Annotated in this window: 28 protein-coding genes; 19 read left to right on the top strand and 9 right to left on the bottom strand. The window is 72.7% G+C overall.

The features are described from left to right. The first annotated feature begins 216 nt into the window (after window positions 1-216). Complete coding sequence (ileS, locus tag MUB56_RS10900; protein ID WP_244931922.1) at window positions 217-3,453, top strand: isoleucine--tRNA ligase; 3,237 nt, start codon at window positions 217-219, stop codon at window positions 3,451-3,453. 61 nt (window positions 3,454-3,514) lie between these two features. Here the strand turns inward: ileS and MUB56_RS10905 are convergent, their stop codons facing one another. Next, window positions 3,515-4,297 (bottom strand): ABC transporter permease, encoded by a 783-nt coding sequence (locus MUB56_RS10905; RefSeq protein WP_244931923.1) that lies wholly within the window; start codon window positions 4,295-4,297, stop codon window positions 3,515-3,517. Continuing rightward, on the bottom strand, window positions 4,294-5,244 hold the full coding sequence (locus MUB56_RS10910; protein WP_244931924.1) for an ATP-binding cassette domain-containing protein: 951 nt from the start codon (window positions 5,242-5,244) through the stop codon (window positions 4,294-4,296). Before MUB56_RS10910 ends, MUB56_RS10905 begins: the two co-directional genes overlap by 4 nt. Window positions 5,245-5,336: 92 nt before the next feature. Between MUB56_RS10910 and MUB56_RS10915 the strand changes: the two genes are divergently transcribed. After that, window positions 5,337-6,086 (top strand): TetR/AcrR family transcriptional regulator, encoded by a 750-nt coding sequence (locus tag MUB56_RS10915; protein ID WP_244931925.1) that lies wholly within the window; start codon window positions 5,337-5,339, stop codon window positions 6,084-6,086. Between the two features lie 127 nt (window positions 6,087-6,213). After that, window positions 6,214-7,155 carry a DUF559 domain-containing protein gene (locus MUB56_RS10920; protein ID WP_244931926.1) on the top strand — a complete coding sequence of 314 codons (942 nt, stop codon included), beginning with the start codon at window positions 6,214-6,216 and terminating at the stop codon, window positions 7,153-7,155. A gap of 69 nt (window positions 7,156-7,224) precedes the next feature. On the opposite strand, the gene MUB56_RS10925 is transcribed toward MUB56_RS10920, so the two are convergent. Then, complete coding sequence (locus MUB56_RS10925; protein ID WP_244931927.1) at window positions 7,225-8,073, bottom strand: LLM class F420-dependent oxidoreductase; 849 nt, start codon at window positions 8,071-8,073, stop codon at window positions 7,225-7,227. Window positions 8,074-8,150: 77 nt separating this feature from the next. Between MUB56_RS10925 and dapE the strand changes: the two genes are divergently transcribed. From dapE to MUB56_RS10950, 5 genes are read left to right on the top strand one after another with little or no spacing between them, the layout of a single operon-like run. After that, window positions 8,151-9,215 carry a succinyl-diaminopimelate desuccinylase gene (gene dapE, locus MUB56_RS10930; protein ID WP_244931928.1) on the top strand — a complete coding sequence of 355 codons (1,065 nt, stop codon included), beginning with the start codon at window positions 8,151-8,153 and terminating at the stop codon, window positions 9,213-9,215. Between the two features lie 4 nt (window positions 9,216-9,219). After that, on the top strand, window positions 9,220-9,954 hold the full coding sequence (locus tag MUB56_RS10935; protein WP_244931929.1) for a TIGR00730 family Rossman fold protein: 735 nt from the start codon (window positions 9,220-9,222) through the stop codon (window positions 9,952-9,954). Continuing rightward, window positions 9,954-10,310, top strand: coding sequence for a DivIVA domain-containing protein (locus MUB56_RS10940; RefSeq protein WP_244932383.1), 357 nt, complete (start codon window positions 9,954-9,956; stop codon window positions 10,308-10,310). Before MUB56_RS10935 ends, MUB56_RS10940 begins: the two co-directional genes overlap by 1 nt. A gap of 15 nt (window positions 10,311-10,325) precedes the next feature. After that, the gene (locus MUB56_RS10945; RefSeq protein WP_244931930.1) at window positions 10,326-10,748 is read left to right on the top strand and encodes a hypothetical protein; all 423 of its coding nucleotides are present in this window, start codon (window positions 10,326-10,328) and stop codon (window positions 10,746-10,748) included. A gap of 7 nt (window positions 10,749-10,755) precedes the next feature. Beyond that, window positions 10,756-11,529, top strand: a complete 774-nt coding sequence (locus MUB56_RS10950; RefSeq protein ID WP_244931931.1) for a M14 family zinc carboxypeptidase — start codon at window positions 10,756-10,758, stop codon at window positions 11,527-11,529. A gap of 3 nt (window positions 11,530-11,532) precedes the next feature. Here the strand turns inward: MUB56_RS10950 and MUB56_RS10955 are convergent, their stop codons facing one another. Beyond that, window positions 11,533-12,327: an enoyl-CoA hydratase-related protein gene (locus MUB56_RS10955; protein ID WP_244931932.1), complete on the bottom strand. Its 795-nt coding sequence runs from the start codon at window positions 12,325-12,327 to the stop codon at window positions 11,533-11,535. 137 nt (window positions 12,328-12,464) lie between these two features. Here MUB56_RS10955 and MUB56_RS10960 point away from each other — a divergent pair, with 137 nt between their 5' ends. Genes MUB56_RS10960 through MUB56_RS10970 form a run of 3 tightly spaced genes read left to right on the top strand, consistent with a single transcriptional unit; the run spans window position 12,465 to window position 14,525 of the window. Further along, the gene (locus tag MUB56_RS10960; protein ID WP_182527156.1) at window positions 12,465-12,632 is read left to right on the top strand and encodes a DUF3117 domain-containing protein; all 168 of its coding nucleotides are present in this window, start codon (window positions 12,465-12,467) and stop codon (window positions 12,630-12,632) included. A 5-nt stretch (window positions 12,633-12,637) separates the two neighbouring features. After that, on the top strand, window positions 12,638-14,185 hold the full coding sequence (locus tag MUB56_RS10965; protein WP_244931933.1) for a leucyl aminopeptidase family protein: 1,548 nt from the start codon (window positions 12,638-12,640) through the stop codon (window positions 14,183-14,185). 1 nt (window position 14,186) lies between these two features. Next, window positions 14,187-14,525, top strand: coding sequence for a hypothetical protein (locus MUB56_RS10970; protein ID WP_244931934.1), 339 nt, complete (start codon window positions 14,187-14,189; stop codon window positions 14,523-14,525). Window positions 14,526-14,549: 24 nt separating this feature from the next. Here the strand turns inward: MUB56_RS10970 and MUB56_RS10975 are convergent, their stop codons facing one another. After that, window positions 14,550-14,993: a MarR family transcriptional regulator gene (locus MUB56_RS10975; RefSeq protein WP_244931935.1), complete on the bottom strand. Its 444-nt coding sequence runs from the start codon at window positions 14,991-14,993 to the stop codon at window positions 14,550-14,552. Window positions 14,994-15,066: 73 nt separating this feature from the next. On the opposite strand from MUB56_RS10975, the gene MUB56_RS10980 reads away from it, so the two are divergent. Further along, a complete protein-coding gene (locus MUB56_RS10980; protein WP_244931936.1) occupies window positions 15,067-17,106 on the top strand; it encodes an efflux RND transporter permease subunit in 2,040 nt (679 codons plus the stop codon). 15 nt (window positions 17,107-17,121) lie between these two features. On the opposite strand, the gene MUB56_RS10985 is transcribed toward MUB56_RS10980, so the two are convergent. After that, window positions 17,122-17,775 carry an O-methyltransferase gene (locus tag MUB56_RS10985; RefSeq protein WP_244931937.1) on the bottom strand — a complete coding sequence of 218 codons (654 nt, stop codon included), beginning with the start codon at window positions 17,773-17,775 and terminating at the stop codon, window positions 17,122-17,124. 163 nt (window positions 17,776-17,938) lie between these two features. On the opposite strand from MUB56_RS10985, the gene sigE reads away from it, so the two are divergent. From sigE to MUB56_RS11000, 3 genes are all read left to right on the top strand, one after another. Continuing rightward, the gene (gene sigE, locus MUB56_RS10990; protein ID WP_244931938.1) at window positions 17,939-18,529 is read left to right on the top strand and encodes an RNA polymerase sigma factor SigE; all 591 of its coding nucleotides are present in this window, start codon (window positions 17,939-17,941) and stop codon (window positions 18,527-18,529) included. After that, on the top strand, window positions 18,526-19,029 hold the full coding sequence (locus MUB56_RS10995; protein ID WP_244931939.1) for a hypothetical protein: 504 nt from the start codon (window positions 18,526-18,528) through the stop codon (window positions 19,027-19,029). Before sigE ends, MUB56_RS10995 begins: the two co-directional genes overlap by 4 nt. 253 nt (window positions 19,030-19,282) lie before the next feature. Next, window positions 19,283-20,425, top strand: a complete 1,143-nt coding sequence (locus tag MUB56_RS11000; RefSeq protein ID WP_244931940.1) for a trypsin-like peptidase domain-containing protein — start codon at window positions 19,283-19,285, stop codon at window positions 20,423-20,425. 22 nt (window positions 20,426-20,447) lie between these two features. Here the strand turns inward: MUB56_RS11000 and MUB56_RS11005 are convergent, their stop codons facing one another. Further along, a complete protein-coding gene (locus MUB56_RS11005) occupies window positions 20,448-20,699 on the bottom strand; it encodes a helix-turn-helix domain-containing protein (RefSeq protein ID WP_244931941.1) in 252 nt (83 codons plus the stop codon). Between the two features lie 164 nt (window positions 20,700-20,863). Between MUB56_RS11005 and MUB56_RS11010 the strand changes: the two genes are divergently transcribed. Further along, a complete protein-coding gene (locus MUB56_RS11010) occupies window positions 20,864-21,511 on the top strand; it encodes a hypothetical protein (RefSeq protein WP_244931942.1) in 648 nt (215 codons plus the stop codon). A 3-nt stretch (window positions 21,512-21,514) separates the two neighbouring features. After that, a complete protein-coding gene (locus tag MUB56_RS11015) occupies window positions 21,515-22,819 on the top strand; it encodes a hypothetical protein (RefSeq protein WP_244931943.1) in 1,305 nt (434 codons plus the stop codon). Here MUB56_RS11015 and MUB56_RS11020 read toward each other — a convergent pair. Continuing rightward, on the bottom strand, window positions 22,782-24,143 hold the full coding sequence (locus MUB56_RS11020; RefSeq protein ID WP_244931944.1) for a hypothetical protein: 1,362 nt from the start codon (window positions 24,141-24,143) through the stop codon (window positions 22,782-22,784). The genes MUB56_RS11015 and MUB56_RS11020 overlap by 38 nt on opposite strands. 1 nt (window position 24,144) lies before the next feature. Continuing rightward, window positions 24,145-24,510, bottom strand: a complete 366-nt coding sequence (locus MUB56_RS11025) for a hypothetical protein (protein WP_244931945.1) — start codon at window positions 24,508-24,510, stop codon at window positions 24,145-24,147. Between the two features lie 134 nt (window positions 24,511-24,644). Here MUB56_RS11025 and MUB56_RS11030 point away from each other — a divergent pair, with 134 nt between their 5' ends. Together MUB56_RS11030 and MUB56_RS11035 are read left to right on the top strand one after the other, a co-directional pair. Next, window positions 24,645-26,102, top strand: a complete 1,458-nt coding sequence (locus MUB56_RS11030; protein WP_244931946.1) for a wax ester/triacylglycerol synthase family O-acyltransferase — start codon at window positions 24,645-24,647, stop codon at window positions 26,100-26,102. After that, window positions 26,099-26,446 (top strand): hypothetical protein, encoded by a 348-nt coding sequence (locus MUB56_RS11035; RefSeq protein WP_244931947.1) that lies wholly within the window; start codon window positions 26,099-26,101, stop codon window positions 26,444-26,446. The genes MUB56_RS11030 and MUB56_RS11035 overlap by 4 nt, the downstream gene beginning before the upstream one ends. The last annotated feature ends 5 nt before the right edge of the window (window positions 26,447-26,451 follow it).

A 26,451-nucleotide genomic window follows, 5' to 3' on the forward strand; every position in this document is an offset into this window, starting at 1 on the left:
CGGCGACCCCCGGCCCCGCCGTACGATTTGCTCACAGGCGTTCGAGCCGTCATCAGCGGCGAGCCTCCGGAAGAAAGCCCTCGGGCGACTAGAACCGGACGGGTGGCCCGTCACAGCCGCGACAGAGAGGCTCCGCGAGGGGCAAGCAGGGTGGTACCGCGGTCCTCGGATCGTCCCTGCGGTGATCGAACCACTACACCGCAGGAGCTGCCGCCCATGACCTACCCCAAGGTCTTCACCGACGCCGCGGGCGCCGTCCCCTCGAGCCCGAAGTTCCCGCAGGTCGAGGAGCGGGTGCTGGCCTACTGGGCCGCCGACGGCACCTTCCAGGCCAGCATCGACCAGCGCGACCCCGGCGCCGACGGCTCCAACGAGTTCGTGTTCTACGACGGCCCGCCGTTCGCCAACGGCCTGCCGCACTACGGCCACCTGCTCACCGGCTACGTCAAGGACCTGGTCCCGCGCTACCAGACCATGCGTGGCAAGCGGGTCGAGCGCCGGTTCGGCTGGGACACCCACGGGCTGCCGGCCGAGCTGGAGGCGATGCGGCTCAACGGGATCAAGACGACTGACGAGATCGTCGAGATGGGCATCGACAAGTTCAACGACGCCTGTCGCGAGTCGGTGATGAAGTACACCGGGGAGTGGCGCGAGTACGTCACCCGCCAGGCCCGCTGGGTCGATTTCGACAACGACTACCGCACCATGAACCCCGACTACATGGAGTCGGTCATCTGGGCCTTCAAGGGCCTGCACGACAAGGGCCTGGTCTACGAGGGCTTCCGCGTGCTGCCCTACTGCTGGAACGACGAGACGCCGCTGTCCAACCACGAGCTGCGGATGGACGACGACGTCTACCAGATGCGTCAGGACCCGGCCGTGACCGTCGGGTACGACGTCAGCACCGACGGCCCGCTCCAGGGTGTGAAGCTGCTGGTCTGGACGACCACGCCGTGGACGCTGCCGAGCAACCTCGCGGTGATGGTCGGCGCCGACATCGACTACGTGGTCGTCGCGCACGAGGGGACCCGCTACCTGCTGGCCGAGTCGCGGCTGGCGTCGTACGCCCGGGAGCTGGCGGGGGAGGACGGCGAGTTCGAGGTCGTCTCGCGCCACCTCGGTGCCGAGCTGGTCGGGCTGACCTACACCCCGCCGTTCGCCTACTACCTGGGTCACGAGAACGCCTTCCGCGTCGTCGCGGCCGAGTTCGTCACCACCACCGACGGCACCGGGCTGGTGCACACCGCCGGCGCCTTCGGTGAGGACGACAAGGTGGTCACCGACCGCGAGGGCATCGAGGCCGTGATGCCGGTCGGCAAGGACGGGCGGTTCACGTTCCCCGTCACCGACTACGAGGGCCTGCAGGTCTTCGACGCGAACCTGCCGATCATCGAGCACCTGCGCAACACCACGAAGGTCTCCCGAGGTGAGGAGGGCACGGAGACCGGCTCGGTCACCCCCGGCACCGTGCTGCTGCGCCGCGAGACCTACGACCACTCCTACCCGCACTGCTGGCGCTGCCGCGAGCCGCTGATCTACAAGGGCGTCTCGTCGTGGTTCGTCGAGGTCACCGCGATCAAGGAGCGGATGCTCGAGCTCAACCAGCAGATCCGCTGGGTGCCCGACCACATCCAGGACGGCCAGTTCGGCCGCTGGCTGGAGAACGCCCGCGACTGGTCGATCACCCGCAACCGGTTCTGGGGCTCCCCGGTGCCGGTGTGGAAGAGCGACGACCCGGCGTACCCCCGCCTCGACGTCTACGGCTCCTTCGAGGAGCTCGAGCGCGACTTCGGCCGGCTGCCGCGCAACGCCGACGGCGAGCGCGACCTGCACCGGCCGTGGGTCGACGAGCTGACCCGCCCGAACCCCGACGACCCCACGGGTGCGTCCACGATGCGCCGGGTCGCCGACGTGCTCGACGTGTGGTTCGACTCGGGTTCGATGTCCTACGCCCAGGTGCACTACCCGTTCGAGAACGCCGAGTGGTTCGACGGCACGGCCGAGAAGAAGGGGCACTTCCCGGGCGACTTCATCGTCGAGTACATCGGCCAGACCCGCGGCTGGTTCTACACGCTGCACATCCTGGCGACCGCGCTGTTCGACAAGCCGGCGTTCGAGGCCTGCATCAGCCACGGCATCGTGCTCGGCTCCGACGGCAACAAGATGTCGAAGTCGCTGCGCAACTACCCCGACGTCAGCGAGGTCTTCGACCGCGACGGCGCCGACGCGATGCGCTGGTTCCTGATGTCCAGCCCGATCCTGCGCGGCGGCAACCTGGTCGTCACCGAGCAGGGCATCCGCGACTCGGTGCGCCAGGTCCTGATGCCGCTGTGGAACAGCTGGTACTTCTTCCAGCTCTACGCCAACGCCGCCGGCGAGGGGTACGACGCGTCCTCGCGCACCGACTCCACCGACCCGCTCGACCGCTACCTGCTGGCCAAGTGCCGCCAGTACGTCGAGGAGATGACCCGCACGCTCGACGACTACGCCGTCGCCGACGCCTGCGACGTGACCCGGTCGTTCCTCGACGTGCTGACCAACTGGTACATCCGGCGCTCGCGCGACCGGTTCTGGGGCGACAACACCGACGCCTTCGACACCCTCTTCACGGTGCTGGAGGTGGTCTGCCGGACCACCGCGCCGCTGCTGCCGCTGACCACCGAGGAGGTCTGGCGCGGGCTCACCGGGGGTCGCTCGGTACACCTGACCGACTGGCCGTCGGCCGAGGAGCTGCCGGCCGACGACGCGCTGGTGGCGGCGATGGACCAGGTGCGCGACGTCTGCTCGGCGACGTCCGCGCTGCGCAAGGCGGCCAACCTGCGCAACCGGCTGCCGCTGGCCACGCTGACCGTGGTCGTCGACGACCCGGCCGCGCTGGCCGGCTTCGAGGGCATCGTCCGCGACGAGGTCAACGTGAAGCAGGTCCGGCTGCTGGCCGCCGACGCGCCCGAGGCGGCGTCGTACGGCGTCGCGCAGCGGCTGAGCGTCAACGCCCGCGCCGCGGGCCCGCGCCTCGGCAAGGACGTGCAGGTCGCGATCAAGGGCTCGAAGTCGGGTGACTGGTCGGTGGCCGAGGACGGCACCGTGACCGCCGGCGGCCTGGCGCTGCAAGAGGGGGAGTACACCCTCGAGACCGTCGCCGGCGCCGCCGACGACAGCACCGTGGTCGGCATGCTCCCGCGCGGCGGCTTCGTCGTCCTCGACACCGCCGTGACGCCCGAGCTGGCTGCCGAGGGCGTGGCCCGCGACCTGGTCCGTGCCGTCCAGCAGGCCCGTCGCGACGCGGGTCTCGAGGTCTCCGACCGGATCGCGCTGACCGTCGCCGGCTCGGAGGCCGTCCAGACCGCCGCCCGCACGCACGAGCAGCTGATCACGTCCGAGACCCTGGCGACGAGGTACGACGTGGTCGCGGGCCCGGACGGCGAGCCCACCATCACCGTCACCAAGGCCTGACCGCCGAGTCAGCAGAAGCAGCGGGCCGAGTCAGCACTACTGGTGCTGACTCGGCCCGCCTTCAGCGGGAGAGGTTGCGGTAGGCCTGGGCGGACAACGGCACGAAGACCAGGGTGAGTACGGCGGGCCAGGCGAGCGCGACGAGCACGGCGTGGTCGGCGAGCACGCCGTCGGTGATGCCGCTGGGGTTGCCGAACAGCTCGCGGCAGGCGGCGGCGGTGGCCGAGACCGGGTTCCACTGGGCCAGGAAGGCCAGCCAGTCGGGCATCGTCTCGGGCGCGACGAACAGGTTCGAGAGGAACCCGAGCGGCCACACCAGCACCTGCACGCCCATCAGCGCGCCCTCGCCTCGGAAGGTCAGACCGAGACAGATCCCGATCCACAGCACCGCGAACCGCAGCCACAGCAGCAGTACGACGGCCAGCAGCGCATCGGTCGCCGACCCGGAGACCCGCCAGCCGACCAGCAGCCCGCCCACCATCAGCACCGCCAGCTGGAGGGTCGAGTTGGCGAGGTCGGCCCCGACCCGGCCGAGGGGGACGGCGAGGCTGCTGATCGGCATCGAGCGGAACCGGTCGGTCACGCCCTTCTTCGAGTCGTTGGTGATCGCGCCCATGGTCGCCTCGACGCCGAAGAGCATCGAGAGCGCGAACATGCCGGGCAGCAGGTAGGGCAGGTAGTCGCCCCCGCCCGGGAGCTCGATCGCGCCGCCGAAGAGGTAGCCGAAGACCAGCAGCAGCATGATCGAGAACGCGACCCCGAAGATCGGCGTCCACGGCTCGCGGACCCAGTGCAGCAGCTCGCGCCGGGTCATCACCCAGCTCTGGCGCAGGACCGCGGTCATCGGTCCACCTCCTCGTGGTCGGTCGGTGCGGTCAGGTGCAGGAAGACCTCGTCGAGCGTCGGCCGGCGCAGCAGCACGTCGTCGACCCCGATCCCGGCCCGGTCGAGGGCACGGACGACGTCCAGCAGGGTGGCCGCCCCACCGCCGGGGCCGGCCTCGACCGTCACCTGCAGGGTGTCGGGGTCGACGGCGCCGCCGGTCGCGACGGCGGCCCGCTCGAGGTCGGCGACGGTGCTGAGCGTGACCGTCACCCGGTCGCCGCCCAGCCGGCGCTTCAGCTCCGCGCTGGTGCCCTCGGCGATCACCCGGCCGGCGCCGAGCACGGTGATCCGATCGGCGAGCTGGTCGGCCTCGTCGAGGTACTGGGTCGTCAGCAGCACCGTCGTGCCAGCGGCGACCACGCGTCGTACCGTCTCCCAGACCTCGTGCCGGCCCCGCGGGTCCAGCCCGGTGGTGGGCTCGTCGAGGAACAGCACCCGCGGTGTGCGGACCAGCGCCGCAGCGATGTCGAGGCGGCGCCGCATGCCGCCGGAGTACGTCGACACCTTCCGGTCGGCCGCGTCGGTGAGGCCGAAGTCCGCGAGCAGCTCGGTCGCCCGGGTCTCGGCGGCCGACTTGGACAGGCCGTGGAGTCGGCCGAACATGACGAGGTTCTCGCGGCCGAACAGCACCTCGTCGAGGGCCGAGGACTGCCCGACCAGCCCGATCGCCCGGCGCGCCGCTTCGGGCCGGTGACGCAGGTTCTCGTGCGCGACGAGCACCTCACCCTCGTCGTAGCCGACCAGGGTGGCGAAGATGCGCACGGCGGTGGTCTTGCCGGCGCCGTTGGGGCCCAGGAGAGCGTGCACGGTCCCGGCTTCGACGCTCAGGTCGAAGCCGTCCAGGGCGAGCGTGTCGCCGTACCGCTTGCGCAGTCCGCGGGCGACGAGTGGGGAGAGGGTGGGCATGGGCGACTCCTAATATCGTACGACGTACGGAGTTGAGCGCCGGAGCCTAGCATTTAATTCCGTACTTCGTACGAAGAAGTAGTCTTCCCCCTATGCCCGCCGATCCCGACCCCGCCCTGCGCCTGCTCTGGCGGCACGTCGTCCCGGCGGAGCAGGCGGCCCGGCGGGGTCCCAAGCAGAAGCTCTCCGTCGACCAGGTGGTCGACGCAGCGATCGAGCTCGCCGACCGGGACGGCCTCGCCGCACTGTCGATGCGTGGTCTCGCCCAGCATCTCGGGCTGGGGGCGATGACGCTCTACAGCTACGTGCCCGGTCGCAACGAGCTGATCGCCCTGATGGTCGACCAGGCGATCGGCGAGGCCGAGCTGCCGGAGCTCCCGGTGGAGCTACGCGGTCGGCTGGAGCTCGTCGCCCGCCAGCAGTACGACGTCTGCCGCCGCCACCCGTGGCTGCTGGAGGTGTCCGGGCTGCGGCCCTGGCTGGGTCCGCACGCCTCGGAGCGCTACGAGTGGCAGCTCTCCGCGGTCGAGGGTGTCGGCCTGGACGACATCGAGATGGACCAGACGGTCGCGCTGCTCAGTGGCTACGCGACGAGCATCGCCCGCGCCCTGCACGAGGTGCAGCGTGCGGAGCGGGAGTCCGGCCTGACCGAGCTGGAGTGGTGGGAGGCGAACGCCGAGGCACTCGGCGAGGTGATGCAGTACCGCTCCTACCCGCTGGCCGGCCGGGTCGGGTCGGCCGCGGGGGAGGCCTACCAGGCGGCCTCCGACCCGGCCCGCGAGCTGGAGTTCGGCCTCGCGCGGATCGTCGACGGCCTGCTGGTGCACCTCGGCCGCGTCTGAGCGAGCGGCGGACGTCATCCGGACGGAGCCACCGTCGGCTCTGTCCGGATGACGTCCCACCGACGTCTCTCCACAGATCGCCCGACAGCGGTCGCGGCCGGGCCGCGGTTCGCGCAGGGTCGTCGGCATGCCCCGCCGCACCCCGTACGACGACCCGCGCCTCGTCGCCCTGCGCAAGCTCGGTCGCGAGCAGGGGCAGGTGGTGTCCCGCAAGCAGGTGTACGGCCTCGGGGTGACCCGGTGGGAGGTGCGCGGGGAGGTGCGGGCGCGGCGCTGGCAGCTGATCGGCGATCAGTCGGTGTGCCTCCACAACAGCGAGCTCAGTGACGAGGGGAACCGCTGGGCGGCGCTCTTCCAGGGCGGGCCGCGAGCGCAGCTCGACGGAGCCTCCTCGTTGGTGGCGTCGGGCCTGGAGCGGTTCAGCGTCGACCGGGTCCGGGTGTCGGTGCCGCGCGGGGTGCGGGTGCGCCGTACCCGCCTCTTCGACATTCGGCAGACCCGCCGCTGGTCGGCGGACGACCTGGCTCCCGGCGGGATCCCCCACACGCGGGTGGCGGTGGCGACCGTGCGGGCTGCGCTGTGGGCCCGCACCGACAAGGAAGCGACCTACGTGCTCACCCTCGTCGTCCAGCAGGGGCTCGAGCGTGCCGAGGCGATCGGCGAGGAGCTGCTGCGGGTCAGGCGCGACCGGCGACGGCTGCTGCTGCACGAGGTCGTCAACGACCTGCTCGGTGGTGCCCGCAGCATCGGCGAGCTCGACGTGGGTCGGGAGCTGCGTCGGCGGGGCCTCCCGGAGCCGAGCCGACAGGTGCTGCGCCGCGACCGGGCCGACCGCTACTACCTGGACCTGTGCTGGCCGGACCTGCACCTCGTCGTCGAGATCGACGGCATCCACCACAGCTGGGCGGAGAACGTCGTGGGGGACGCGCTGCGCCAGAACGCCCTCGCGATCCAGGGGGACGCCGTGCTCCGGCTGCCACTGCTCGGCCTGCGGCTCGAGCCGGACGCCTTCTACGCCCAGATCGAGGACGCGATGCTCGCGGCCGGGTGGCGGCCGGCGGCCGCGTGAGCGGACGTCATCCGGAGGGAGCTACCGCTGGCTCCGTCCGGATGACGTCTGCTCGACCGCCGGGTGGCGTCAGTCGAGGCCGAGCCGGCCCGCCAGTCGGCCCAACGAGGCGACGACTTCGTCCTCGGACTTGTCCGGCACCCCCCAGATCAGCTCGGAGACGCCGGCGTCGGCCCAGGCGGCGAGGTCGTTCGGGTCGGGCTTGAAGGCGATCAGCACCCGGATGTCGGGCAGGCCGTCGCGCCCGGCGTCGGCCCAGGCCTTCTTCAGCGCCTCGATCTGGCCGCTGATGTCGGTCTGGGTCGGCGTGGTCATCCAGCCGTCGGCGTGCTTGGCGATCCAGGCGAACGTCTTCGGCCCGCCGCCCGCACCGATCACCAGCGGGATGTGCGCCTGGACCGGCTTGGGGTAGGCCCAGGACGGTCCGAACGACACGAACTCCCCGTCGTACGACGCCTCCTCCTGCGTCCAGAGGGCGCGCATCGCCTCGACGTACTCCTTGAGCACGGTGCGCCGCTTGCCCGCGGGCACGTGGTGGTCGGTGAGCTCGTCGGTGTTCCAGCCGAAGCCGGCCCCGATCGAGACCCGGCCGCCGGAGAGGTGGTCGAGAGTCGCGATGGCCTTGGCGAGGGTGATCGGGTCCGACTCGACCGGCAGCGCGACCGCGGTGGAGAGTCCGATCCGGGTGGTCACCGCGGCCGCGGTGGCCAGCGAGACCCAGGGGTCGAGGGTGCGCAGGTAGCGGTCGTCGGGCAGCGACTCGTCGCCGGTGCCGGGGTGCGCCGCGGTCCGCTTGACCGGGATATGGGTGTGCTCGGGCACGTAGAGCGTGTCGAAGCCGCGGTCCTCGGCCGCCTTGGCGAGGGTGGCCGGCGTGATGCCGCGGTCGGAGGTGAAGAGCACGATGCCGTTGCGCATGCGACGAAGAGTAGAACGTGTTCCAGTTCGGGGGGAAGGCGAGTCCCGGCGCCCGGTGGGGCTGGTTGGATGGGTCCATGACGCCCCTCGACCTCTCCACCGACGCGGTGACCCTGACCCGCCAGCTGGTCGACATCGAGTCGGTGAGCAGGAACGAGCAGGCGATCGCCGACGCGGTCGAGACCGCGCTGACCCCGCTGGCGCACCTGGTCGTGACCCGTCGCGGCAACACCGTGGTCGCCCGCACCGACCTCGGCCGCAGCGAGCGGGTCGTGATCGCGGGCCACTTGGACACCGTCCCCCTCAACGACAACCTGCCGAGCCGGCTCGAGGGCGACCTCCTGCACGGCCTGGGCACCTGCGACATGAAGGGCGGCGACGCCGTCATCCTCCGGCTCGCGGCGACCGTCCCCGAGCCGGTCCGCGACGTCACCTTCATCCTCTACGAGGGCGAGGAGATCGAGGCCGAGTTCAACGGGCTCAAGCACCTCGCCGAGAGCGACCCCGACCTGATGACGGCCGACTTCGCGATCCTGATGGAGCCCTCCAACGCCTCGGTCGAGGCCGGCTGCCAGGGCACCCTCCGGGTCGAGGTCCGTACGACGGGGGAGCGGGCCCACTCCGCGCGCAGCTGGCGGGGCGTCAACGCCATCCACGGTGCCGCCGAGGTGCTGGCCCGGCTGAACGCCTACGAGGCGCGCCGGCCGGTGATCGACGGGCTGGAGTACCACGAGGGCCTCAACGCCGTCCGGATCGGCGGCGGGGTCGCCGGCAACGTGATCCCGGACGAGTGCGTGGTCGAGGTGAACTTCCGCTTCGCCCCCGACCGCAGCGAGGCCGAGGCCGAGCAGTTCGTCCGCGAGTTCTTCGAGGGGTACGACGTCCGCCTCACCGACTCCGCCCCCGGGGCGCTGCCCGGCCTGGACCGGCCGGCCGCGAAGGCGTTCGTGGAGGCGGTCGGCGGCGGCGTGAACCCCAAGTTCGGCTGGACCGACGTCGCCCGCTTCACCGGCCTCGGCATCCCCGCCGTCAACTACGGCCCGGGCGACCCGACGCTGGCCCACAAGCAGGAGGAGCACGTGCCGGTCGAGCACATCGAGCGCTGCGAGGCCCGGCTCCGAGCCTGGCTGGAAGGACGGTGACCGGGTGGTGAGGGACAAGCGCAAGGGCCCGGTCCTGCAGCGGCGCGACCAGGTCGACTTCACCACGACCGACCAGCGCCTGCTGGACTCCCGCGGCCCCTCCGACTGGGTGCACGCCGACCCGTGGCGGGTGCTGCGGATCCAGGCCGAGTTCGTCGAGGGCTTCGGGACGCTCGCCGAGCTGGGCCCCGCGGTCGCGGTCTTCGGGTCCGCGCGCACCGACCGGGAGCACCCGTCGTACGCCGCGGGTGAGGAGGCGGGCCGCAAGCTCGTCGAGGCGGGCTTCGCCGTCGTCACGGGCGGCGGTCCGGGCGCGATGGAGGCGGCCAACAAGGGTGCCTGCGAGGCCGACGGCCTCAGCGTGGGGCTCGGCATCGAGCTGCCCTTCGAGTCCGGGCTCAACGAGTGGGTCGACGTCGGCATCAACTTCCGCTACTTCTTCGTCCGCAAGACCATGTTCGTGAAGTACACCCAGGGCTTCATCGTGCTGCCCGGCGGCGTCGGCACCCTCGACGAGCTCTTCGAGGCGATGACGCTCGTGCAGACCCGGAAGATCACCCACTTCCCGATCGTGCTGCTCGGCACGGCCTACTGGGGCGGCCTGATCGACTGGCTGCGCGGCACCGTGCTCGCCGACGGCCGGATCTCGGAGTCGGACCTCGACGCCCTCCTGGTGACCGACGACATCGACGAGGCCGTCGCGCTGATGGTCGCGGCCCGAGAGGGTGATGGGCGGTGATGTGGCTCTTCGCCGTCCTGGTGGTCCTCGCGATGGGCGCCGTGGCGGTGGTCGCCGCCGGCCGGGGCGCACCCCTGTCCGAGGCGTACGACGACCGCGTGGACGCCACCGTCTCCGCGGACGGTCCGGTGACGGCCGACGATCTGCGCCGGGTCCGGTTCCCGCTGGCGTTCCGCGGCTACCGCATGCAGGAGGTCGACGCCCTCCTGGACCGGTTGGCCACCGAGCGCGAGGAGGCGGCCCGAGAGGCGATGGGCGAGGTGGAGGGCGAGCTGGAGGACGAAGTGGCGGCGACCCCGGTCGTCGCGGAGACCAACGCCCCGCCGGCCGCGGATGGCCGCCCCGAGCAGGCGTAGGGCAGACTGCCCGCCGTGTCGCCCGCCGTCGTCGTCTACGTGCTCACCGGTCTCGCCGCCGTGGTCGTGGTCCTCACCCGGGTGCGGCTCGGCCGTACGCGGGGCGCCGGCCGGCTCGAGGTCGGGCGCACGCTGCTGAACCTGCACACCGGTGCCGGGGTCTCGGCGCTGGTCCTCTGGGTGGCCTTCCTGCTCGCCCCCGAGAGCAACCCGCTCGGCGGCAGCCTGGTCGGGCTCGCGGCGATCGGCCTGTGGTGGCTGGTCGCGCTCGCCGGGCTGCTGATCCTGGTGCGCTGGCTGCCGAGCCGCGGCCGGCACGCCGCCGACGAGCGCACCGACAGCTGGTCGCAGGGCCCGGGGCTCTCGGTCCTCGCCCACGTCGGGATGATGATCGGAGTCGGCGTGTTCACCTGGGCCTACCTCACCCAGGTGGTGTGATGCTCCGATGACTCGTCGTCTCGGGATCCTGCTCGCCGCGCTCGCGCTGGTCGCGACCACCGCCCCCGTGGCGCCGTCCGTGGCCGCGGCCGCGGAGCCCACGGTCGTCGGCAAGCGGGTGATCGGGCACTCGGTCCAGGGCCGCCCGATCGTCGCCTACCGGCTCGGCAAGCGCGGAAAGAAGGTCCCGACGGTCGTGCTGATCTCGACCATGCACGGCAACGAGGCCGCGCCGCGCCAGATCCTGCAGGAGCTGGTCGACGGCGAGCCGGTCCGCGACCTCGACCTGTGGGTGGTGCCGACGTACAACCCCGACGGCCTGGCCGCAGGCAGCCGCCGCAACGCCCGCGGCGTCGACCTCAACCGCAACTATCCCTACCGCTGGGCCGCCCTCGACGGGAACTACGAGTCCGGCAGCGGGCCCGCCTCGGAGCCGGAGACCGAGGCGATGATGGGGTTCCTGCGCGACGTGCGCCCCGACCACATCCTCAGCTTCCACCAGCCGCTGAACGGCGTCGACACCGACACCAAGCGCTCCGCCTTCGCCCGCCGGGTGGCCAAGGTCCTCGGCCTGCGGGCCACCACCTTCGACTGCGGCGGGGTCTGCCACGGCACCATGACCGGCTGGTACAACGACCGGTTCCGCGGCAACGCGCTCACCGTCGAGTACGGCGCCCGCCCCAGCCGCCGGATGATGCGCGAGGTCGCCCCGGAGCGGGTGCTCCGGGTCTTCCGGGCCTGGCGCGGCTACCGGACCGTCGAGGAGTCCCCGAACCGCTGAGCGTCATCGCCCCTCGAAGGCCGGCTTCTCCTTCGCGATGAAGGCCGTGACCGCGCGCTGGTGGTCCTCGGTGGCGCCGGACTTCTGCATCATCGCGCTCTCGAACTCCAGCGCCTCGGTGAAGGTGTGGCCGGCGGAGTAGGCGACCGACTGCCGGATCGCGCCGAGGGCGACGGTCGGCCCGGCGGCCAGCTGGGCGGCCAGGGACGCCGCCTCCGCGGCCAGCTCGTCGGCGGGCAGCACCCGGGTCGCGAGGCCGAGGGAGAGTGCCTCGTCGGCCTTCACGGTGCGGGGGAAGTACAGCAGCTCGATCGCCTTCGCCTGTCCGACCAGGAGCGGCAGGTGGTAGCTGGCCCCGGTGTCGCAGGAGAGCGCGACGTTCGCGAAGGCGAGGTTGAAGCCGGCGGTGTCGGCCACCAGGCGGAGGTCGCAGGCGAAGGCCAGGCTCGCACCCGCTCCCGCGGCGACGCCGTTCACGGCGGCGATGACCGGCTTGGCCATGCCGGCCAGCGCGGTGACGATCGGGTTGTAGTGCTCGTCGACGGTGCGGAAGAGCGCGTCGCTGCCGCCGTTGTGCAGCAGCTGGATGTGCTCCTTGAGGTCCTGTCCGGTGCAGAAGGCGCGTCCGGTGCCGGTGAGCACCACGCAGCGGACGGCGGAGTCGTCGGCCACCTGTTGCACGATCTCGCGCAGCAGCACCTTCGTCGCGACGTCGAGGCTGTTCATCGCGTCGGGACGGTTCAAAGTGATCGTGGCGACACCGTTTGAGATGTCGAGGAGGACGGGAGCATCGGTCATGGCCGCAGTCTGCCGCACCGGATCCTCGGGTCTGTGGCGCGGCCCACCCCCTCCATAGGGGATAATGGATGTTGCACATGGCGTTCGCGGGTCCCTGGGGCCCCGAGCGCCTCTGACAGAGAAGGAAGAGGTGCCGGATGGCGGCGATGAAGCCGCGGACGGGCGACGGTCCGCTTGAGGTCACCAAGGAAGGGCGCGGCATCGTGATGCGCGTTCCTCTCGAGGGTGGTGGCCGCCTCGTTGTCGAGCTCAATGCCGACGAGGCCGGTGCTCTCGGCAACGCACTCAAGGACGTCGTGGGCTGAGGTCGGTGACCTCTCCGGCACGTCTCGATCTCCCTACCCAGGTCTCACCTCCGGACTTCGCCCTCAGCGACGTCCTGCCGCATGCGGTGCTCGGCGTCGAGGTGGTGGCCCTCCCGGTGCTGCCCGCTGACGGCGAGGGGGGCAGTCCGCTGCTCGGCCCCGGTGCCGAGCAGCTGGCCGACCAGCTCGGCCTGGACCTGCTCGCGTTGCTCGAGCAGGACCGGGCCACCGGCGCGGCGGGGGAGATCACCTCGCTGCCGGTGGCCCTGGGTGGGCCCGACAACGCCGCGCTCCGCCTGGTGCTGCTCGTCGGCGTCGGCCGGCAGCGGCCCGACGACCTGCGCCGGGCGGGCGCCGCGCTCGCACGGGCGACGGTCGACCGCGCCTCGGTCGCGTCGTCCCTGACGGCCGTGGCCGACGATGCCGGCCTGGAGGCCTTCGTGGTCGGCGCGATGCTCGGCTCGTTCCGCTTCCACTGGCGCTCGACCCCACCGGAGCAGGTGCCGGTCGCTCGGATCGTGCTCGCGGGTCGACCGGACGGTGACGCCGGCGTACTGCGTCGCGCGGTCGCGGTCGGCGGCGCCGGCTGGCGGGCCCGTCAGCTGGCCACGGTGCCGTCCAACCTGAAGAACCCGGCCTGGCTCGCCGAGCAGGCCCGCCTGCTCGCCGACGAGGCCGGCCTCGCCTACGACGTCTGGGACGAGCATCGGCTCGCCGCGGAGGGCTTCGGGGGCATCCTCGGCGTCGGCCAGGCCTCGGCGACGCCGCCGCGCCTGGTCCGGCTCGACTACACCCCGCGCCGCGCCACGCGGCGTACGCCGACGGTGGTGCTGGTGGGCAAGGGCATCACCTTCGACACCGGAGGCATCTCGATCAAGCCGGGCGAGGCGATGTCGAACATGAAGCGCGACATGACCGGTGGCGCCGTCGTGCTCTCCGTGCTGGCCGCGCTCGCCGACGTCGACTGCCCGGTCCGGGTGGTCGGCCTAGTGCCGATGGCCGAGAACGCCGTCTCCGGCAACGCGCTGCGTCCCGGCGACGTGGTCCGGCACTGGGGCGGCCGGACGACCGAGGTGACCAACACCGACGCGGAGGGCCGGGTCGTGCTGGCCGACGCCCTCGCGTACGCCGTCGCGACCCTCGACCCCGCGGTCGTCGTCGACGTCGCGACCCTCACCGGGGCGATGAAGGTGGCGCTCGGTCAGCAGGTCGGCGGCTTCTTCGCCAACCGGGACGCCCTCGCCGAGCGGATCGCGGCAGCGGGTGCCGCGGCCGGCGAGCCGCTGTGGCGCTTCCCGCTGGCTGCGGTCTACGAGGAGAAGATCGCCTCGAAGGTCGCCGACGCCGACAACGCAGGGGGCGGGCCAGGAGCGATCACGGCCGCGCTCTTCCTCCAGCACTTCGTGGGCGATGTCGCGTGGGCCCACCTCGACGTGGCCTCGGTGGGCGACTCGCCGACCGAGCGGTTCGAGTGGACGACCGGACCGACCGGCTTCGGGGCCCGTGCCCTGCTCGCCTGGCTTGGCGGCCCCGCGCCGCTGGACGGGATCTGACGTGCTCGGCCTTTCGATCCGGTGGTCGCTCGCCGACGCGCCCGAGGGCGTCGAGGACGAGCTGGCGGCGTTCGTCGCCGGCACCTCCCACGCCCGCTTCACCGGCATGTCCGGGCTCCGGTTCAAGACCTGGCGGGTGCGCCACGGGGAGTGGTTCGAGGGCACCTACGTCTTCGCGACCGACGAGGCGCGCGCGGCGTTCGAGGAGGAGTTCCGAGCCGGGGCCGCCGACGTCCCTGGCTCGCGGATGGTCGGCAGTCCGCCGGTGCTGATCGAGCCGTTCGACGTGGTCGCGATCGCCGAGGGCTGGGACGGCTTCCTGGCGGCACCGCACTTCTGAGCCCGGACCTCGCGGTCCGCTGAGTCAGCCGGGCGGGTCCTCGACCCGCTCGACCGCCGCCGTCGCGCCGCGCAGGTAGCGCTGGACGACTTCGAGCTCCTCGGCGGTGAACTGGGTCTCGAGGTCGCGCAGCGCCAGGAACATCGGCATCAGGTGGCCCACGACCTCGGCCCGACCGGAATCGGTCAGATGCACCTCGGTGCGCCGCCGGTCGTGGGCGTGCGGGCGTCGCTCGACATGCCCGCGAGCCTCCAGCCGGTCGACGATCCCGGTGGAGGCGGCAGTGCTCACCGTCAGCCGGCGCGCCAGCTCGGCGGGACCCACGGAGTTGTCGGCGAGGTGCTCGAGGGTGACCAGCTCGGTCTCGCCCAGTCCCGCCCGTCGGGCGATCACGTGCCGGATGCGGGCCGCGGCCTCGATCAGGGTGCGCAGCAGCACCGCAGTGGATACCTGAGGTTGTTCAGCCATTTTTGATTCACCTAATTAGTGGCTAAGGTTCTTAGCGAATCGTACTGCGTTCCTCGATCTCCAGGAGATTCTCGTGCAGGACTGGGCCACCCGTCTCACCGGACGCCGGACCGCATGGCTGGTCGCCCTGGTGCCGCTCCTCCTCGCAGTGGCCGTCCTCGGACTGCTCGGCGAGGGAGAGCGGGAGCAGACCGCACTCGACAACCTGCCCGAGGGCATGGACAGCACCCTCGGCGCGGAGCTGCGTGAGGAGCTGCCCGAGTCCGACACCTCCGCCGCGATCATCCTCGTCACCGCCGACGAGGGACGGCTCGACCCCGCCGTTCTCGAGACCGTCCCGCTGGACGTGGAGTTCACGGTCGCCGAGGACGGGACCGCGGCCGTCGCGGTGCTGCCGGTCAAGACGGCCGACGGCGGGGACGCCTCCGACGCGGTCGAGGAGCTCCGCGACACCCTCGACGAGTCCCTGCCCGAGGGCGTCACCGGACAGGTGAGTGGACCGGCCGCCATCCAGGCCGACCTCTCCGCGGTCTTCCAGGGCGCGGACGTCCGGCTGCTCCTGTCGACGGTCGTGATCGTCGCGCTGCTGCTGGTGATCACGTACCGCAGCCCGGTGCTCTGGCTGATCCCGCTGACCGTGGTGGGCATCGCCGACCGGCTCGCCGCCGTCCTCGCGACCCAGGCGATGGCGGTGCTCGACGTCGCCTGGGACCAGTCCACGGTCGGCATCCTCTCGGTGCTGGTCTTCGGCGCCGGGACGGACTACTCGCTGCTGCTGATCTCCCGCTACCGCGACGAGCTCCGCGCCACGCCCGACCGGTTCGCCGCCATGGCCCAGGCCGTACGCCGGACCACGGAGGCCGTGCTCGCCAGCGCCGTGACCGTCGTCCTCGGGGTGCTCACGCTGCTGCTGTCGCTCACCCCGACGACCCGCGGCCTGGGGCTCGCCTGCGCCATCGGCGTCGTCGTGGCCGCGTTCTTCGCGCTGGTCGTGCTGCCCGCGACGCTCGTGCTGTTCGGGCGCTGGGTCTTCTGGCCCCGGGTGCCGCACGAGGGCGACACGGCCCTCGTCGACGCCGGCGGCTTCTGGCACCGGGTCGGTGTCCAGGTGGGCAGGCGGCCGGCCGCGTTCGTCACGGGCTCGATCCTGGTGCTCGCCGTCCTGGCGCTCGGCACCCTGCGCATCGATACCGGCCTGGACCGGGCCGACCAGTTCCTCGACGAGCCCGAGGCGATCTCCGCCGCGGAGCGGGCCGCCGAGTCCTTCCCGGCCGGGCTCACCGATCCTGCGCGGGTCGTGACGAACGCCGACGCCGGCACCGTCCTGGAGCGCGTCGAGGCGACGGCCGGCGTCGGGTCCGTGCGGGTCACCGGCGAGGGCAACGGCGTCACCCAGCTGGACGCGGTCCTCGAGGGCGCGTCGGGCTCGACGGAGGCCCGCGACACCGTGCTCCGGCTGCGGGAGGGTCTCGCCGACCTGGACGACACCCACGTGCTCGGGGCGGAGGCCGAGGCCATCGACGAGGCCGAGGCGGCCCAGCGCGACCGGATGCTGATCCTGCCGCTGCTCCTGGCCCTGGTGCTGGGCGCGCTGCTGCTGCTGTTGCGCGCCGTCGTCGCCCCGCTGCTCCTGGTGCTGACCGTGCTGGCGACGTACGCCGCGAGCCTCGGTGCTTCGTGGTGGCTGTTCACCCGGGTCCTCGGCTTCGAGGCGCTGGACACCAGCACCCCGCTCTTCGCGTTCCTCTTCCTGGTGGCGCTCGGCGTCGACTACAACATCTTCCTGGTCACCCGGGCGCGCGAGGAGGCCCGCGAGCACGGGTCGCGCGAGGGCATGCTGCGCGGGCTGACCGCGACGGGCGGGGTGATCACGAGCGCCGGCATCCTGCTGGCCGCGGTGTTCGCGGTGCTGGGGGTGCTGCCGCTGGTCGTGCTGGCCCAGATCGGCACCGTCATCTGCATCGGCGTCCTGCTCGACACCCTGCTGGTGCGGACCGTGCTCGTCCCGGCGCTGGCGATGCTGCTGGGCGACCGGTTCTGGTGGCCGCGCCGGGTCGCCGGGTCGGCCGAGACCGAGGCCGACACCCCGGTCGAGGCTCAGGCCAGGGCCTAGGCCCCGGCCGAGGGCCTACGAGCGCTCGGGGTTCCACTCCTTCTTCGCGAGGAGCAGCCCGTCGCCGACGGGCAGCAGCACCGGCACCAGCTCGTCGTGGGCGGCGACCTCGCGGCCCAGCTCGCGGATGGCGACGGTCTCCTCGTCGCGGCGCGCCGGGTCGGCGACCCGGTCGTGCCACAGGGCGTTGTCGAAGGCCACCACGCCGCCGGGCCGGAGCAGCCGCAGCGCCTCGCGCAGGTAGGCGCCGTACTCCCGCTTGTCGCCGTCGCAGAACACGATGTCGTAGTGGCCGTCGGTGAGGCGGGGGAGTACGTCGAGGGCCGCGCCCGAGATGGTGCGGGCCCGCTGGCTCGGGATGCCGGCCTCGGTGAAGGACTGCCGGGCGAGGCGCTGGTGCTCGGCCTCGATGTCGACGGTGGTCAGGACGCCGTCGGCGCGCATCCCGCGCAGCAGCCAGAGCCCGGAGACCCCGGTGCCGGTGCCGACCTCCACGACGGCGCGGGCGTCGAGAACGGAGGCGAGGAACCGCAGCGCGGCTCCGCCTCCGGACCCGATGGCGCTGACGCCGACCTCGTCGGCGCGGGCACGGGCGGAGGTGAGCACGTCGTCCTCGGCGACGTAGGCCTCGGAGTGGGACCAGCTCGCGGCGTTGATCGGCGTCGTCACCCCCTCAAGGTATCGCGACCCGACCGGACAGCGGCGTACGCCGCCGGGAACACGACGGCCGGCCCGGTCGTTGGCAGGGATGTGACCCGATCACAGGGTTCTTTCAGCAAGGTGGCCTAGCGTGCGGAGGGACGGGACGTTGTTCAGGTCGAAAGGGGTCCCCGTGGACGCTCAGCAGGAGACTCCGGAGGTCCCCACGTGGGACGAGATCGTCGAGCAGCACTCCGATCGGGTCTACCGCCTCTCCTATCGGCTGACCGGCAACCGCCACGACGCCGAGGACCTCACCCAGGAGGTCTTCGTCCGGGTCTTCCGCTCACTGTCGACCTACACCCCCGGCACGTTCGAGGGCTGGCTGCACCGGATCACCACGAACCTCTTCCTCGACCAGGCCCGCCGCAAGCAGCGGATCCGCTTCGACGCCCTCTCCGACGAGCGGGCCGACCGGCTGACCAGCTCGTCGCCGGCGCCGGAGGCGGCGTACGCCGACCAGCGCTTCGACGACGACGTGGAGCGGGCCCTGGCCACCCTGCCGCCCGACTTCCGTGCCGCGGTCGTGCTGTGCGACGTCGAGGGCCTCTCCTACGAGGAGATCGCCGGCATCCTCGACGCCAAGCTCGGCACCGTGCGGTCCCGCATCCACCGCGGACGCGCCATGCTCCGCTCCGCGCTCGCGCACCGGGCCCCCGGTGCCGGCCGGGCTCGTTACTCCGGTCCCGCCGCGGGGCCGTTCGTGCTCCCGGAGCGCGCATGATCGGCCACCTCGGCTCTCGCGCCAGCGCCCTGCTGGACGGTCAGCTCTCCGCCGAAGAGACCGAGCGGGCCTGGGCGCACGTCCACCAGTGCCACCTGTGCCGCGACCTCGTCGAGCGTGAGGGCTGGGTCAAGACCCGGCTGGCCGGGCTCTCCTTCGGCGACGACTGCGCCCCCGACGGGTTGAAGGGCTCGCTGCTCGGTGCGGCCGGCCGCCGCTCCGCGTGCGACGCCTCCGGCACGCCGCCGCTGGGCCAGCCCCCGGGTGACTTCTACCTGACGATGGGTGCGAGCAGTACGTCGCGGCCTCGTCGCAACGCCTCGCTGGCCGCCATCGGCGGCGGCGCCGTGGGTGCCGCGGTGATGGGCTTCCTGATGCTCGGCACCGCCCCGGCCGACGTGCCGACCCCCGACCGACGCCCGCCGGTCACCTCGATCTCGAACCCCGGGACCCCGACGCCCACGCCGCCGCCGCGGCGACTCCCGCAGCCCACCCCGTAGTGCCGCGCCGGGTCGCCGCGCGGTCTGGCCGGCACGGATTTCCGGTGACTGTGATGATGGTCCCGTGAACGACGCAGGTCAGCCTCCTTCGGACGGCGATCCCACCCAGCCGATCGGCCGTACGCCGTCGGGGCCCCCGCCCGCCCTCCCTCCGTCGGCCGGGCCGTCCTGGGTCCCGCCCGCGCACCAGCCTCCGGCCGCCCCGGCCCACAGCGGCCAGTGGCCGGGGTTTGCGCCCCCGGGTACCCAGCCGATGCCCGTCGCGCCGGCGCGGCACGCGGCGACCCGCGGACGGGTCAGCGGCTGGACCTGGCCCCTGGTGGCGGCCCTCGCGCTGCTCCTGGGACTGGTGGGCGGCGTGTTCGGGGCGGTGGCGTACGACGAGCTGACCGCCAACGACGGACCGGGCACCGTGCGCGACGGACTGGCCGGCGTGGACGTCGTCGAGAAGCCACCGCTTCCGGCCGCGGACGGCTCGATCGCCGCCGTCGCCCAGGAGCTGTTGCCCAGCACCGTCCAGATCTCCGCGGAGTTCGAGGGCCAGGCCAACGGCGCCACCGGGTCCGGGTTCGTCCTGGACAGGCAGGGTCACGTCGTCACGAACAACCACGTCGTCGCCGGCGCGGCCAAGGACGACGGCAAGATCGCGATCGTCGACCACGAGGGCAACCGCTACGCCGCGACCGTCGTCGGTCGCAGCCCGGTCTACGACCTCGCGGTGCTCTACTCCGAGGAGGCCGAGGCGCTCGCCCCGGCCGCCCTCGGCGCCTCCCGCTCGCTGCTGGTCGGCGAGGGGGTCGTCGCGATCGGCTCCCCGCTCGGCCTGAGCTCCACCGTCACCGCGGGCATCGTCAGCGCGCTGCAGCGCCCCGTGTCCACCGGTGACGCGGCCAGCGAATCGTCGTACATCAACGCCGTGCAGACCGACGCCGCGATCAACCCCGGCAACTCCGGGGGACCGCTGGTCAACCTGCGTGGCCAGGTCGTCGGCGTGAACTCCGCCATCGCGACCACCGGCGGCAGCGGCTTCGGCACCGAGTCCGGCAACATCGGCGTCGGCTTCGCCATCCCCATCGAGCAGGTGCGGATCACCGCCGACCAGATCCTGAAGACCGGCGAGGCCCGCTACCCCTTGATCGGCGCGCAGGTGCAGACCGGACAGGGCGACGGCTCCGGTGCCGAGATCGACGAGGTCAACGACGGCACCCCGGCCGCGGACAGCGGGCTGAAGGCCGGCGACGTGATCGTGGCCGTCGAGGGCTCACGGGTCACCGACGGGATCGCCCTGATCGTGGCGATCCGGTCGCACCAGCCCGGCGAGACCCTGGAGTTCACCGTGCTCCGCGACGGCGAGGAGCAGGCCTTCGAGGTCACCCTCGACTCCGAGGTCGGCTGACCCGGGCTCTCGGGCCTGACCCTCAGATCTCGTCGGAGCTTCGCCCCTGCTCGGCCTCGACGAACGGGTGCTGGTCGACGAACTGCGCGGTCTCGGTGTACATCCGCTGGATGTAGTCCTCGAGCACCGAGCCCTCCACCCGCCACTGGCCGCGGCCGCCGATCTTGATCGCCGGCAGGTCGCCGCGGCGCACGAGCGCATACACCTGGGCGCTGGAGGTGTTGAGCACCTCGGCGACGTCGGCGAGGGTGAGGAATCGGGGTGCTGCGGCCATGGGCACATCGTCGCACCTGCTCCGGTGCCGCGCCCGGCACCACCCGCTGGTTGTGGAGAGCAGCCCCTGTGGAGAACCGGGTGTTCAGGTCCGGACAGGTGGGCATGATGGCGCTTGTGGCGAGGAGTTCGCGAGTTCCCACCGCACCGCAGGCGGAGCCCGCGGTGCGCGCGACGACGTCGGGATGGCGCGATCCGCGCCTGTGGGTGGGCGTCGCGATCGTCGCGGTCTCGGTCGTCGCCGGCGCGCGTCTGCTGGGCGCGGCCGACGACACGGTGCGGGTCTGGGCGGTGGCCGCGGACATCGGCCCCGGGGACCGCTTGGCCGAGTCCGAGCTGGTGGCGCGTCGGGTCCGCTTCGCCGACGAGGCGGACCTGGACGGCTACTTCACGGTCGACGACGAGCTGCCGGCGGACCTGGAGCTGACCCGCGGTGTCGGCGACGGTGAGCTGCTGCCCCGCGGTGCGGTCGCCGCCGCCGGCGACCGCGACCGACTCGAGCTGCCGGTCTCCGTCGATCCTGCGCTGGTGCCGGCCTCGGTGCGCGCCGGGTCCGTTGTCAGCGTCTACCTCAGCGCGCCGGGCAGTGCCGGCGGGGCCGGAGGAGCCGGCGTCCCGGACGCCCCTGGTCCGGCCGACGGTCTGCTGCTCGACGAGGCGACCGTCGTCGACGCACCGCCGGTCGCCTCCGGCTTCTCGGCGAGCGGCCGGCGCCAGCTCGTGCTGGCGGTCGCGGAGGCCGACGTCGAGCGCTACTTCGACCAGCTGGGCGCCGTCGAGAACCCCGTGCTGACCGTCGTTCGGCGGGGGTGAGCGGTGCTGACGGGATCGGGCGCGCGGTCGGGCCCGACGGTGGTGCTCGTGGTCGCCGCCGGAGCCGCCTGGGAGTCGGTCGCGATCGGTCGGCTCAACGACACCGCCGGCATCGTCGTCCTCAAGCGGTGCGTCGACGTCGACGACCTGCTCGCGGCCGCGTCCGTCGGCCAGTCCGACGTCGCGGTGCTGGCCCTCGACGCGCCGGGCCTCGACCGGGCCGCGGTCGACCACCTGGTGCGGCACGGCGTGGCCCCGATCGCCGTCGCCCCGTCCGGCGTGCCCGACGAGTCGGCCCGGCTGCGAGCCACCCGGATCGGCGTCCGCAGCGTGCTGGCCGAGGCCGACCTGGACCTGTTGCCCGGGGAGGTCGCCGCGGCCGCCGAGCCCGAGCCCGCGCCCGACTCCGATCCGGACCTCGAGCGCGGCGGCCCCATCGGACCTCCAGCTCCCGAGCCGCCGGCGGCCCCGGGGCGGGTGCTGGTGGTCTGGGGTCCGCCGGGTGCGCCGGGGCGCACGACGATCGCCACCGGGCTCGCAGCCGAGCTCGCCCGACGCGGGCTGCGGACGACCCTGGTCGACGCGGACCCCGTCTCGGCCAGCGTGGCGCAGCAGCTGGGCGTCCTCGACGAGGTCTCCGGGCTGCTCGCAGCGGCTCGACTCGCGTCGACCGGTGGGCTGGAGGAGGGTCTCGTCTCGGTCCAGCGGGCCCTCGACCGGCACCTGAGCGTCGTCACCGGCCTGCCCCGACCGGACCGCTGGGTGGAGGTCCGGCCCGGCGTCGTCGAGCAGTTGCTCGGCCTGGTCGGTGCCCAGGGACAGGTGGTGGTCGACACCGGCCCGGGCCTGGAGGACGACCTCGTCGGCGACCTGGGCCCGCGGCCGAGTCGCCACCAGCTCACCCTCGAGGCCCTGGACCTGGCCGACGAGCTCGTCGTCGTCGGTGCCGCCGACCCGGTCGGGCTGTCCCGGCTGGCCCGGGGCCTGGTCGAGCTGCGCGACCGGGTCCCCGGCACGCCCGTGCGGGTCGTCGTCAATCGGATGCGGCCGTCGCTCGGCTGGTCCGAGCGCGACGTCGCGGGCATGGTGGCCGGCTTCGTGCGCCACGCGGGCCTGCACTTCGTGCCCGACGACCGCGCGACCGTGGACCGGGCGCTGGTCACGGGCAGCACCCTCGTCGCGCAGGGCGACGCGCCCGTGGTCCGCGCCGTCGCGGCGATCGCCGACGAACTGGTCGGGCCGGCCCCCGCCGCCTCCCCGGTTCGGCGGCTCAGGCGGCGAAGAGCAGGAAGAGCCCTCCGGCGGTGAAGCTCACCATCGCGAACAGCAGCGGCAGCTGGCCGGTGAGCTGGTGGCGGGCCGGGAGCACCGAGATCGCCCGGTCGTGCGCTGCGATCACGCCCAGCACGTGGCCGACGACGACGGCGGCGACCTTGGTGTTGGCCAGCAGCGTCGGGTGGTACGACAGCCAGTAGTTGACCTCCAGGTTGCCGGTGCCGAGGAGGTTGCTCCCGTTGCCGAACGGGTCGCTGGCCTGGATCAGCGTCAGCTGTCCGACCTCGACGAAGTAGGTCAGGTAGTGGGCCACGATGTAGCCCACGATGATCGGCACGATCGAGTGGGCGAACCGGTTCGGCAGCTGGCGCCGGTCGGTCGCCGGATCCACGCCGGTCGCCATCGTGGCGGCCGCGAAGACGAGTCCGATGCCCACGCAGAAGGCCAGCAGCGCCAGGTTGTTGGCGATCGTCGCAGCCGTGTCCGCGCCCACGGCACCGTTGGTGTTGATGATGTCGTGGTCCTGGAGGAAGCGCAGCCAGGTGGTGGAGTCGCGGAAGGAGTCGAACGCCGTACTGCCGAACAGGACCGCGGTCACGGCGAGCAGGCCCGGTCGGGGTACGACGGTGGCGAGGTTCGCCAACGGGCTGCGCATGACCAGCCGACCCCCGCGGGTGCCCCAGACCGACAGCTTGGCGACCAGGCCGGAGTAGACCTCGAACGGGTCGGCCCGCTCGTAGAAGGTGTTGCCGAACAGCGCGCCGCCGATCAGCATCGCCGCGACGTACACCGCACACCAGAGCCGGACGGGGCCCAGCTCGGTGGAGTAGGGGTAGACCAGCTCCAGCCAGACGAAGGCGAACAGCCCGACCGCGGCCGGCCAGTACCCGAGCCGCTCGGGATAGCGGAAGAGACCCACGTCGGGGTCGCCCCCGGAGAGCTTCGCGAAGGCCAGGTTGATGGTGCGGCCCGGGCTGATCGCCTTCCACACCGGCCCGAGGAGGAGCGAGAACGGGACGAGCCCGACCCACCACCAGACGTAGAAGATGCCGAAGAACGGGTTGGTGACCCGGTCCTGACCCAGCACCGCGACCAGCGCCGTGTAGGTGAACAGCACCATGCCGAGCACCCGCAGGCCGATCCGGAACGCCGGGTGGGCGACCAGGGCGTCGAGCCACGGGGGTGCCGGCCGGCCGGTCTCGACGCCGTCGTACCGCGGGGTGCGCCAGGCGACGGCGAGGACGGTGAACGAGACCGTCAGGGCCGCGACCGCGCCCGCGATCGCGAGCTCGGGCGAGATCGGGAGGTCCTGCGCGCCGCCGATGCCGTGGGCGAGCGAGGCGCCGTCGGGGCGCACGTCAGCGGATCTCGAGCCGGATCACGACCACGTCGAGGTCGTGGGACTCGATGTCGACCACGCCCGGTGCCTGGCTGGCCAGCTTGACCGGGATGGTCGTGGTGCCGGCGCCGTACTGCAGCTGCAGCTCCGGGGAGGAGTGCACGTGCAGCTCGCCCGGCTTGTCGGCCTCGACGACGAGCTCGATGTCGGAGCCCTGCGTGATGGTCTCCTCCGCGCCGCGGGGCGTCACGGTGTCGCCCTCGAAGGTGATCTCGATCGAGACCGGCTCGCCGTTGCCGGCGGGCGGCTCTTCCTCGTCACCGCAGGCACTGGTCATGGCCAGCGTGCTCGCGAGGACCGCGACGCTCGCGATCAGTCGACGCATCGGACCCATCCTCATCAGTCGGCACCGTTCGGTCAGCAGACGTGCCCGCCATCGTGCGGGCACGTCTGTCAGAATCCCATGCAGATCAAGCCAGGGTCTCGGGGGCCCGGCACGCACGACGAGAGGCAGGGTCGATGAGCGAGCGGCTGCGGCCACGGGACCTCGCTCTCCTCGCCGAGGAGTCGACCACCACGCCGATGCACAACGCAACGGTCGAGATCTTCGATCCGGGGGAGTCGGGCTTCGACCACGACCGGCTCGTGGAGCTGATCTCCGACCGGATCTCGTTCGTGCCGCGCTATCGCCAGCGGCTGCAGTCGGTGCCCGGCCGGGTCGCGAACCCGGTCTGGGTCGACGACGTGCACTTCGACATCGGCTACCACGTACGCCGGTCCGCGCTGCCGCGGCCCGGCACCCTCGACCAGCTCCAGGAGCTGGTCGCCCGGATCGTCTCGCGGCCGCTGGACCGCGGTCGGCCGCTGTGGGAGATCTACTTCGTGGAGGGTCTCGGCGAGGGTCGGGTGGCGCTGCTCTACAAGTCCCACCAGGTGCTCGTCGACGGCGTCGACACCGTCGACCTGGCCCAGGTGCTGCTCGACCTGACGCCCGAGCCCAAGGAGCTCGGCGGGGATGCGTGGACCCCGCGCCGCCGCCCCTCCCCGACGGCGCTGCTGGCCGACGCCGTGCGGGACACCCTCGGCGACCCGACCACGGGTCTCGACGCGGTCCGCAGCACGACCAGCTCGGTGCTGCGTGGCCTCGACGGCACCGCCCAGCGGGCGGGGCAGATCGTGAACGGGCTCACCGGCCGCCGCCCCGTGCGTGAGGGCCCGTTCGCCGGCAAGCTCTCGCAGCAGCGTCGTGTGGTGGCCGTCTGGACCGACCTGCAGGACTACCGGCGGATCCGCGACGTCCACGGCGGCACCGTCAACGACGTCATCCTGGCCACGGTGACCGGCGGCCTGCGGGCCTGGCTGATGACCCGCTCCGGGTCGCTCGGCGGGCTGCGCCGGCTCCGAGCCGTCGTCCCGGTCTCGGTGATCGACCGCGAGCTCGAGGCGACCGCGCTCGGCAGCCAGATCGCCGCGCACCTCGTCGAGCTCCCGATCGGCGAGGCCAGCCCGGTCGTGCGCCTGCACCAGGTGTCTTACTCCTTCAAGTCGCACCAGGAGACCGGCCGCGGGGTCGCCGCCAACCGGCTCGCCGGCATCGCCGGCTTCGCCCCGTCGACCTTCCACGCCATCGGCTCCCGGGTCGCCGCCGCCGAGCGCGGCCGCGGCTTCCAGCTGAGCGTCACCAACGTGCCGGGGCCGCAGTCGCCGCTGTACGCCGCCGGCGCCCGGATGGTCGCGACCTACCCCGTGCCGCCGCTGCTGCCCGGGCACGCGCTCGCGGTCGGCGTGACGTCGTACGACGGGAAGGTCACCTACGGCCTCACCGCCGACCGGGACCTGGTGCCCGACGCCGACGTGCTCGGCCAGTGCATCCGCGAGGCGCTCGACGAGCTGCTCGACACGGTCACCGGCGCCCGCCCGCGGGTGCCGCGTGGCCGCCGCAAGACCACCCGCAAGCCGTCGGCGGCGAAGCCATGAGCCAACGGGTCTACGTGCCGACCACGCTGGCCGGGCTCGCGTCGTACTCCAGCGCCGGCCAGGTGCCGGCGTCGGAGGAGCGGTTCGTCGCGCCCGACGAGACCGAGGAGGGCGAGTACGCCGCGCTGGTCGCCGCCGGTGCGGCCGCGGCCGAGCTGCTGGACGGACCGGGTCGCCGGATCGTGGTCGTCGCCGAGGTGACCGACCCCGATGCGGCGGTGCCGATGCGCGATGTCGTCGCCGTGCACGCCGACCCGACCGAGGGTGCGCGCCCGGACGACGACCTGGCCTGGTTCGCGACCCAGGAGATCCCGCAGCTGCTGGACGGCTCCGCCTTCGGCTGAGGCCT

Origin of the sequence: Nocardioides sp. W7, from assembly GCF_022919075.1 — a bacterium.
In the GTDB taxonomy this organism is placed as follows: domain Bacteria; phylum Actinomycetota; class Actinomycetes; order Propionibacteriales; family Nocardioidaceae; genus Nocardioides.